This window comes from Psychrobacter sp. (assembly GCF_035469765.1).
GTDB lineage: Bacteria > Pseudomonadota > Gammaproteobacteria > Pseudomonadales > Moraxellaceae > Psychrobacter.
Window position 1 is genome coordinate 1 of record NZ_DATIRM010000149.1, and the last position, 9827, is coordinate 9827.

The window sequence follows — 9827 nt, forward strand, 5'->3', positions numbered from 1 at the left end:
GATTATTCTTACCTTTTAGATGGCTTTATCATTTATTTTTATTCTTTACTCTCTAACCATATCACTGTATTTATACGGTTAACTGGGATTGTTATTTATCAAAATAACGCCATTTATGTAAAGTAAAAATATAATACCTCATAGAGGATTATGTCTTAAAGTTGTATTTAAATTAAAATTAGGAAACTAGCGTCATGATGCGTATTGGATTGTTCTTATTAACCAACTTAGCGGTGATTGTGGTATTTAGCATCGTATTTGGTATTTTATCCAGATTCTTTGGGATTGGTGGCGTACATGGCGCGGGCGGGCTAAATTACACCAGTCTTGCCATTATGTGCGGCGTATACGGCATGGTTGGTTCGATGGTATCACTATTTATCTCAAAGTGGATGGCCAAAAGATCAACAGGAACAGTGGTCATTGAGACTCCAAGAAATGCTACGGAACAATGGCTTGTAGATACCGTGGCTAAACAGGCACGAGCAGTAAACATAGGTATGCCTGAAGTGGGGATTTTTAATAACTCACAGCCAAACGCTTTTGCCACTGGCTGGAATAAAAATAAAGCGTTGGTCGCCGTTTCATCCGGTCTATTGCAGAACATGAATCAAGATGAAGTAGAAGCAGTGCTGGCACATGAGATTGGCCACGTAGCAAACGGCGATATGGTCACGCTGGCCCTCATTCAAGGTGTGGTGAACGCTTTTGTTATGTTCTTTGCCCGTATTATTGGTAGCTTTGTTGACCGGACTGTCTTTAAAAATACCAGTGATAGCCCAGGTATTGGTTACTTTGTGACGAGTATTGTGATGGATATTTTGCTTGGATTTTTGGCGTCTGCCATCGTCATGTGGTTCTCACGCCTACGTGAATTCCGTGCGGATCAGATGGGTGCAAAACTTGCCAGCCGCGAAAAAATGATTAGTGCGCTTAATGCCTTGCGTCCTTCTGAGCAGCGTCCAGATCAAATGCCTGAGAGCATGAAAGCGTTTGCTATTTCATCAGGACAATCTACGGGCTTTAGTATTGCTAATCTCTTCCGCTCACATCCAACGCTTGATGACCGTATTGCGGCGTTGAGAAATTATAATCCTAGTGAAGCGTGATAGATTGAATAATTTTTTAGAGTGTAATCCTCCAATTCTATTAGCCCAAAAAAAGCCTATCTATAAAAGATAGGCTTTTTATTAAATCAAACTCGCTAACTAAATATCAAACTCAAGCGCTCTATCGCCTTCGCTGTCTTGAATACGCGTGGGCAAACCAATTTTATTCAATAAATTGATAAACGGTTTGGCATCAAGCTCTTCAACATTGACCATTTTACCTGCATCCCACTCGCCAGTTGCAACCAGAATCGCCGCAGCAACGGGTGGTACGCCTGCGGTATAAGAGATACCTTGACTACCGACCTCATTATAAGCGTCTTTATGGTCTGAGATATTATAGATAAATACCTCGCTGTCGACGCCGTCGATTTTACCTTTAACCTTGTCACCAATACAGGTTTTACCCGTGTAGTTTGGCGCAAGTGAGCTTGGATCTGGTAGGACTGCTTTCACCACTTTTAATGGAATAACTTCTTGTCCTTCAGCAGTCATAACTGGTTGCTCAGACAGTAAGCCCAAGTTTTGTAGGACGGTAAAGACATTGATATAGTGCTCACCAAAGCCCATCCAAAAGCGAATATTAGGTACATCTAAGTTGGCTGATAAAGAATGAACTTCGTCATGACCACTTAAGTAACTGTTTTGCACACCAACAACAGGCAAGTCATCTGTACGTTTTACTTCAAACATCTTGTTAGATTGCCACTTACTGTCCTGCCAAGAATAAACCGTACCGGTGAATTCACGAAAGTTAATCTCAGGATCGAAGTTTGTGGCGAAGTACTTGCCATGGCTGCCAGCATTAATATCAATGATATCAATATCAGTGACTGAACCTGCATCCATCATGTCATAGCCAAGACGCGCATAAGCATTGACCATACCAGGATCAAAGCCCGCACCTAAAATCGCAGTGACATTATTATCCGCACAGCGTTGCTTACGCTTCCATTCATAGTTGTCATACCATGGTGGCGTTTCACAAATCTTGCGAGGGTCTTCATGAATAGCGGTATCAATGTACGCCACGCCAGTCTCAATACAAGCTTCCAAGACGGTCATATTCACAAATGCCGAACCGACATTGATAAGGATTTGAATACCTGTATCTTCAATCAGCTGTATCAGCGCTTGAGTATCCATGGCATCGACTTCATACGTGTGCAATACCGCTGGCTGCTTAAAGCTGTTCTTTTCTATGACGCTCTGAGCGATGGCATCACATTTATCTTGGGTACGTGAAGCGATATGAATCTCGCCGAGTACATCGTTATGCATCGCGCATTTATGCGCAACCACTTGAGCGACACCGCCGGCACCGATGATGAGCACGTCTTTTTTACTAGGCTTAGCTTGTTGGTTTGTGTTCAAACAACAATCCTCCTTTGTGTCCCTGTCGATACCATTGATATTGGCTATGCAAAACAGAAACGAGTGAATGATATGCGTGAATTAAAAAGGAAGACCGAGGAAAACCCACGCACCCGTTAGACAAATCCTACTACGTTTGCCAGTCGCAATTATAACAATTTTTACTTACTTTTCGGCAAAAATTACAACTTAACTTAAAAACGTCAAAGCGAATAACAATTGCTAGATAGTTGTTTGGCAGTCTCGTTTATTCATCTCGAACATGATTTTAATAGCGCTATGACAAGCTCGCCTTGTAATCTTGATAATCAAACTCACGTTGGATATCGATACTGCCATCTAAGCGGCGAATGACAATGGCTGGCATATTGACACCATTAAACCAGTTTTTCTTCACCATGGTATAGCCTGCGGCATTGCCAAAAGTCACGGTGTCACCTATTTTTAGGTTATTTGGCAAGGCATACTCACCAAAGATATCACCTGCTAAACAAGAACGACCATAGATAATCGTATTATCAGCTGATTTAGCATTCTCGCTGATGGGTGCGATATTGGTAGGGTCAATATCAATAGAGGCAATATTAATTAAATCACTATTAACAGCCGCTATCGGCGCTGACTCACGGTAAATGAGCAAATCAAGCATGTGCGCTTCAATTGATGAATCTACTACAGCGAGATTCTTTTCATTATGCATCGTATCTAAAACGCTTGTGACTAGCGTGCCAGCACCATGAATGCTTGCCTCACCCGGCTCTAGATAAACTTGTACACCATAAGTCTCGCTAAAACCTTTTAATCTGTCAGCAAGTTTTTCTAGTGGATAATCAGGGGCGATAAAATGAATGCCGCCGCCCAAACTCACCCATTCAAGCTGCTGCAAAACATCGCCAAATCTGGTTTCAATATCAGCCAAACTCTCACTAAACGCCTCAAAACTGTCATTTTCACAGTTATTATGAATCATCACCCCAGTGATAGCAGCAAGTACTGCTTCGATTTTGTCTTTATCATGCTCACCAAGACGACTAAAAGGACGTGCAGGATCGGCGATAATGAACGATGAATTGCTGGTCTTTGGGTTTAAACGCAGCCCGACGGGTATATTCTGAGCATTAGCCTTATCTTTAAACGCATGCAACTGTGAGATAGAGTTAAAGATAATTTTATCCGCATAGCTTAGTACTTCGTCGATTTCATCCGCACTATAAGCGACGCTGTAGGCATGGGTTTCTTTTTTATCTTTACTACTGGCATCACTATTATTACCAAAAGTCTCATAACCCAATCTGACCTCATTTAGCGAAGATGACGTTGTACCATGTAGATAAGGTTGCATAATATCGAACACGCCCCAAGTCGCAAAACATTTGAGAGCAAGCAGTGCTTTTGCGCCTGACAACTCGCACAGACGGGCGATAATCTGCATATTGGCGACGATTGCGGCCTCATCAAGTAAGTAATATGGCGTTGGCGGCAGTGATACAGAGGAGACAGGTGACGTCGATTGTGAAGTTTTTGTATTCATAAAAAGTAACCTAATAGCTGCTATTGGCATTGTGACAGATATAAATATTTGCGCTATAGTAGACTAAATTTATCATAATTAGAATATCTTATGTCACTCTCAACCGATTATTCTACTTCGAAAAACCAAGCCAATTTACCCTCATTGGATTCAGACCACATCGATTTGAGCCATCTAAATTTGGATGCACGGGTCGTTTTAGCGTTTTGGTTTGATAAGAACAATGAACAATATTGGTTTGAGGAAAATGATGAATTTGACCAGCAAATAAAAGAGAGGTTTGGCAAAATTTGGCAAGCGGCAAAGCAAGGGCAATGCGCCACTTGGCGCATTGCAGAAGCGCTTACTGATTGCAATAGCTCCATCACTGCTTTGGCTGGGCGTTTGGCAGAAATAATCGTATTAGATCAGTTTTCACGCAATCTATACCGCAATCAAGCAGAGGCATTTGCGCAAGATGGTATGGCGCTAGCATTGGCACAAGAAGCTATTTTGCAGCCACATTTTCATACCTTGCCGATGCAATGGCGCAAATTTATTATTATGCCATTTATGCATTCTGAATCTGTAATGATTCATGAGCGCTATCTGCCATTATTTGAAAAACTCGATGATGCCATTACTTTAGAATTTGAGCAGCGTCACAAAGAAATTATCGAGCAGTTTGAGCGTTATCCGCATCGCAATGAGGTGTTAGATAGAGATTCCACTGCTGCGGAACTGGCTTTTTTGCAACAACCTGACTCTTCCTTTTAACCATCTACTGTCTAGCAAAATATCTAACAAAAAGGCTTTGCTGTTTGCCAGTAAACTTTTTGTTAGCTTAAAAAATAGTTTCTATATTGCTTAGGCTATTTACAAGTTTACTTACTCTCTATGTATCGACTCTATTTCTTTAATTCTCTTACTTTATTACCAAAGCCTTAACGCTCGTCTTCTAGTGCCTTTCTAACAGGCGCAAAGCTGCGTCTGTGCGCGGCTAATACGCCATAAGTTTCGATTGCCTCCATATGGGCGCGTGTTGGATAGCCTTTATGTTTGGCAATGCCATATTTAGGATGCTCAGCGTCCAGCGCGTACATGGTTTTATCACGGCTAACTTTTGCCAAAATACTGGCAGCAGCAATACTGGTATGACGCCCATCACCCTTGACCCAAGCTTGGCAATCAATCGAAGAGATTTTTACTCCTAACGCCTGAAGGCTAGCGTCATTTAATTCAGGGCAACGATTCCCGTCGAATAGAACTTCCGTTTGTAGCTGATGTATGTCTTGTGCCATGTTATTTAAATAACGAGTAATGACTTCTAACAGTATCTCAGTACATAAACGCATTCCGAGCATGGTGGCTTGTAAGATATTTATCTGATCAATGACCACGGCTGGAATATCAGCGACGATATAGCCAATCGCATACTGCTGAACCAAAGGATACAGTAGATCGCGCTTTTTTTCGCTTAACTGCTTAGAGTCGGTCAATATCGATAACGGGGTATCTTTCAGTGGCTGCGCCTCAATCAGACCTGACCAAGCACGTGGCAATAGTGCTGCAGCGACATTGACACTGCCTAATAACGGTCCACGCCCCGCTTCATCGACACCTATCTGGAGCGCGGAGACAGTATGGCCCTGTACACTATCGTTCGAATATTGAGCGAGTAATTCAGTGATATTAAGTTGACCAGATATATGAATGGGTGCTGCCAGATTAATATATTGTCCCTTGATATCAATCTGCTCGATCCTGCGTTCAATCTGTAAAATATTGCTCTCTGTATGTGGCATGCTATTCATTGATTCTACGGTCTTATTTTATGAGATGAAGATATATAAGGTGAATTCGCTTACTAGATCTACAGTGTTTTTGAAAGGTGATTTTGAAGATAGCATTGTTCAATCACGCTATTGGCAGGTTGATGATTACTTTGCTGCTGCAAGAGATGCTTGGTTTCAATTAGTGCATTCAATTGCTCAGCATAAGCACGTGGCTGCAAAAGGCGCATGACGGTACGGCAAATATTATCACCACTTGCCTGCTCCTGAATCAGCTCCGGTACAATAGCTGTAGCTGCCAAAATATTTGGCAAGCCCACATAGGGCACTTTGACCAGACGTTTAGCAATCTGATAAGTCAGCTGATTAAGCTGGTAAACCACCACCATAGGGCGCTCGAGTAGCATCGCCTCAAGCGTTGCTGTACCTGAGGCTAACATCACAATATCCGATGCCGCCATCGCCTGCTGACTAAAGGTTGGTTGACTATCATCATAGACTACCACAATGGCGGCACGCAGCTGCTCTGAGCGCTGATCAATGACGTCTTGGACGATATATTGATGATTTTGATCGACAGTTGGAATGATAAAGCAGAGCTTTGGGTCCAATAAAAGCAGCTTTTGGATACCATCGAGCATCAAAGGCAAAATAGCCGTTATCTCACCGCGGCGTGAGCCTGGCATCACACAAATAAGCTGGCTGACCTCATCAAAGCGTTCGATAAAAAACTGCTGCAAGCCATCGTTATGCCAAACAAGCTCACTACGGCGCTGATTGATTGGTATGTCGAGCAGTGACTGGTCAATGGTATGCATCAGTGGATGCCCAACGCATATCGCCGGATGGTTATAACGCTCGTAAACGGGCAGCTCAAACGGAAACAGACACAGTACCAAATCAGTCGCCGCCTTAATATTATGGATACGCGATTCACGCCACGCCCAAATAGAAGGACTGACGTACTGCACGCAGAAAACGCCTTGAGGCTTTAATTTCTTAGACACTCGCAGATTAAAATCTGGGGCATCAATACCAATAAACCAATCAATATCTGCGGCTTTAAAGGCTGCAAGTAACTCACGGCGCGCCTTAAGCAAATCAGGCAACTGCCCCATGACCTCTACCAACCCCATCACTGCCAAGCGTGATAATGGAAAAATACTCTTAAGCCCTTGCGCCTGCATTTTGGTACCACCAACGCCAACCCAAATGATGTCATCACGTAGATTATTCATCTGCTGCATAAAATCTGCGCCCAAACTGTCTCCTGACACCTCGCCGGCGACGATACCGATGACTAGCGGCTTATTCGTGACAGTAGCCAACTCATAAGTATCAAATGGCGCAGTTAAATCAGGCTGAAGCGTAGCAGTATCGGTCATGACAAGCTCTTAATAGTGAAGTGTTTCAGTAAAAGTTGTACGAAAAATGGAATTTAAATATTATAAAATATCGCATAGCACATCAAGCATCGATGCTTACTATAATTAATCAACCGCATTTATTATGCTCAAATTCCACCATTTATACGGTCATCATACGTGACGATGATAAAAATAGCGAAATTACTCAAAAAAACCTACTGCCATTAACGCCGTTTTATCCCTTCTACAATCACCAAGTATAACCAAGTTTTCGCATCAGCATTCCAGTTATCAGTCAATTAACTGCTCGACTGCCCTTGTCAACCGGTCCTTTTGTCCGCATAATGAAAGTCCCTATAAATTAGCTAGACGATATATAATCATGACAACAACAGTTACCCATAATGCAGAAATTGACGACGTGAATATTGAAAAATTTATTCCTTTAATCACACCCAACGAGCTAAAAACTGAACTGCCTTTATCAAACGAAGCCTATAAAACCGTTTTAAATGGTCGTCACACTATCCAAAATATCTTGGATGGCAAAGACAAGCGTTTGTTTGTGGTTATTGGTCCATGCTCTATTCATGACATTAAAGCCGCTCATGAATATGCTGATCGCTTAGCCATATTGGCAAAAGAGATTGAAGACAGCATATTCGTTGTGATGCGTGTCTATTTTGAGAAGCCGCGTACGACCGTTGGCTGGAAGGGTATGATTAATGACCCCGATATGAATGACAGCTTTGATATCGAAAAAGGTCTGCGTACGGCTCGTAAGCTGCTGCTTGATCTTAATGAAAAAGGTTTGCCGTGCGCCACCGAAGCCCTTGACCCAAACACACCGCAATACATGCAAGACTTAATCAGTTGGTCAGCGATTGGTGCTCGTACTACCGAGAGCCAAACGCACCGTGAGATGAGCTCAGGTTTATCATGCCCAGTTGGCTTTAAAAATGGCACCGATGGCGGTATGACTGTTGCGGTCAATGCTATGCAAGCAGTAAAAGCGGGCCATAGCTTCTTGGGTCTGTCATCAGATGGCAAAGTATCTATTATCAAATCAAAAGGCAACCCGTATGCTCACGTGGTACTTCGTGGTGGTAACGGTAAGCCGAATTACGATGAAACGGCAGTTGCTCAAGTGGAAGACGCACTTGCTAAAGGCAAAACCAGTAGCAAGATTATGATTGACTCAAGTCATGCCAATTCAGGTAAAGACCCTTACTTACAACCAATGGTTATCCAAAACGTCGCAGATCAAATCAGAAACGGCAATAAGTCCATCATCGGCATGATGATTGAGAGCCATCTAAAAGGTGGTCGCCAAGAGCTGACCGATGATTTGGATGCACTTGAATATGGCATGTCGATTACTGATGGCTGCCTAGATTGGGAAAGTACAGTTGAAGCGATGCACAATCTGCGCAATGCTATCAAAGATGTCCTGCCTAACCGTTAATAGTATAACTTAATGCGTATTTAGCCATTCATAAAAACCCCCGTTTGACAGTTAACTGTCAAACGGGGGTTTTTGGTTTTAAATCTATGGTTTTAGAATAATAAAACCGTTGATTAAGCCCTACTCATTCGCTGTACCCAGTACACTGCTCAGGCTCTCATGCACATTCTTAGATGATACCTGCTGCTGTACATCGAGCAGTTGCGCATGTGCCATTTGACGGCGAGGCTCTGCTAGAGTGTTCCAACGTGCCAATACCTGCAATAAGCGCGAGGCTATCATAGGATTAGAATCATCCAACTTTTTAATCACGTCTGTATAGATATCCAAACCTTCTTGCGTCCATAATGCGGTTGGCTGCGAGGTAAAGGCACTAATCACTGAACGCACACGATTAGGGGTATTCCAATCAAAATCTGCATGCTCGAGTAATGATTTGATAACATCGGCACTCACGTTATCAGCTGACGCTTGCACACTAAACCACAAATCAATGACCAAATCATCCGCTTGAAAACGCTGATAAAAATCTGCCAAATACGCATCAGCATTCGCCACTTGATGATTGAACATGACTTTTAGTGCCCCAAATCGCTCAGTCATACAGCTGGCACCATCATACTGCTGCTGCGCCCACTGGTCTGCACCTTCAACGTTCGCTGTCAATGCCATGTCAAGCACCACATTACGTAGCGCACGTTTGCCGCGCGCTTCAGCGTTGTCTTCATAAGGCTGTAAAGGTAGCTGTTCGTATATTGTTACCCACTGCTCTTTTAATGCCGCTGCCAACTGCTGATACAAGCCTTCACGCTGCGCCTTAACCAATTCTGGATCATAATCGTTATGAATGGCAGCCGCTAGCTCCTGCGCTGATGGGATATCAAGCAAGCGCGCTGCCAACATCGCATCTTCACTTGCGAGCACTGGCAATGTTTGTGCCAGTGCAGCTAGGTAAACATCTGGACTGCTTTTTACATTTTGTGTTTGCAATAAGATACGGTTGACCAAAATCTGCGTGACTTGCCAGCGATTGAAGCCGTTGGTTTCATATTTGAGTAAAAACGCCAAATCTTCATCTTGATAGTCATAATTCAACTGCACGGGTGCACTAAAATCACGTAGCAAAGATACGATAGGCTCAGCACTTACACCTTCAAAAGTAAAGGTTTGCTTGGCTTGGTCTAATAGCAACATACGCTCAGCGATAAT

Annotated in this window: 8 protein-coding genes; 3 read left to right on the top strand and 5 right to left on the bottom strand. The window is 43.0% G+C overall.

The features are described from left to right. Nucleotides 1–194: 194 nt before the first annotated feature. Complete coding sequence (gene htpX / locus VLN09_RS04175) at nt 195–1109, top strand: protease HtpX (RefSeq protein ID WP_325243971.1); 915 nt, start codon at nt 195–197, stop codon at nt 1107–1109. A 99-nt stretch (nt 1110–1208) separates the two neighbouring features. On the opposite strand, the gene VLN09_RS04180 is transcribed toward htpX, so the two are convergent. Both VLN09_RS04180 and VLN09_RS04185 read right to left on the bottom strand, forming a co-directional pair. Beyond that, complete coding sequence (locus VLN09_RS04180) at nt 1209–2483, bottom strand: saccharopine dehydrogenase family protein (RefSeq protein WP_325243972.1); 1275 nt, start codon at nt 2481–2483, stop codon at nt 1209–1211. A 277-nt stretch (nt 2484–2760) separates the two neighbouring features. Then, the gene (locus tag VLN09_RS04185; RefSeq protein WP_325243973.1) at nt 2761–4014 is read right to left on the bottom strand and encodes a carboxynorspermidine decarboxylase; all 1254 of its coding nucleotides are present in this window, start codon (nt 4012–4014) and stop codon (nt 2761–2763) included. Nucleotides 4015–4194: 180 nt separating this feature from the next. Here VLN09_RS04185 and VLN09_RS04190 point away from each other — a divergent pair, with 180 nt between their 5' ends. Next, nucleotides 4195–4770: a DUF924 family protein gene (locus VLN09_RS04190; protein WP_325243983.1), complete on the top strand. Its 576-nt coding sequence runs from the start codon at nt 4195–4197 to the stop codon at nt 4768–4770. A 167-nt stretch (nt 4771–4937) separates the two neighbouring features. Here the strand turns inward: VLN09_RS04190 and VLN09_RS04195 are convergent, their stop codons facing one another. Both VLN09_RS04195 and lpxB read right to left on the bottom strand, forming a co-directional pair. After that, on the bottom strand, nt 4938–5807 hold the full coding sequence (locus VLN09_RS04195) for a ribonuclease HII (RefSeq protein WP_325243975.1): 870 nt from the start codon (nt 5805–5807) through the stop codon (nt 4938–4940). Nucleotides 5808–5866: 59 nt separating this feature from the next. Continuing rightward, on the bottom strand, nt 5867–7171 hold the full coding sequence (gene lpxB, locus VLN09_RS04200; protein WP_325243977.1) for a lipid-A-disaccharide synthase: 1305 nt from the start codon (nt 7169–7171) through the stop codon (nt 5867–5869). Between the two features lie 364 nt (nt 7172–7535). On the opposite strand from lpxB, the gene VLN09_RS04205 reads away from it, so the two are divergent. Continuing rightward, nucleotides 7536–8618, top strand: coding sequence for a 3-deoxy-7-phosphoheptulonate synthase (locus tag VLN09_RS04205; protein WP_325243979.1), 1083 nt, complete (start codon nt 7536–7538; stop codon nt 8616–8618). 120 nt (nt 8619–8738) lie between these two features. Here the strand turns inward: VLN09_RS04205 and VLN09_RS04210 are convergent. Then, the coding region (locus VLN09_RS04210; RefSeq protein WP_325243981.1) for a DUF3458 domain-containing protein at nt 8739–9827 on the bottom strand (1089 nt) is incomplete at its 5' end.

Coding starts and splice junctions, on each gene's coding strand:
- lpxB (WP_325243977.1), bottom strand. CDS start 7,171: ATGACCGATACTGCTACGCTTCAGCCTGATTTAACTGCGCCATTTGAT.
- htpX (WP_325243971.1), top strand. CDS start 195: ATGATGCGTATTGGATTGTTCTTATTAACCAACTTAGCGGTGATTGTG.
- VLN09_RS04185 (WP_325243973.1), bottom strand. CDS start 4,014: ATGAATACAAAAACTTCACAATCGACGTCACCTGTCTCCTCTGTATCA.
- VLN09_RS04195 (WP_325243975.1), bottom strand. CDS start 5,807: ATGAATAGCATGCCACATACAGAGAGCAATATTTTACAGATTGAACGC.
- VLN09_RS04205 (WP_325243979.1), top strand. CDS start 7,536: ATGACAACAACAGTTACCCATAATGCAGAAATTGACGACGTGAATATT.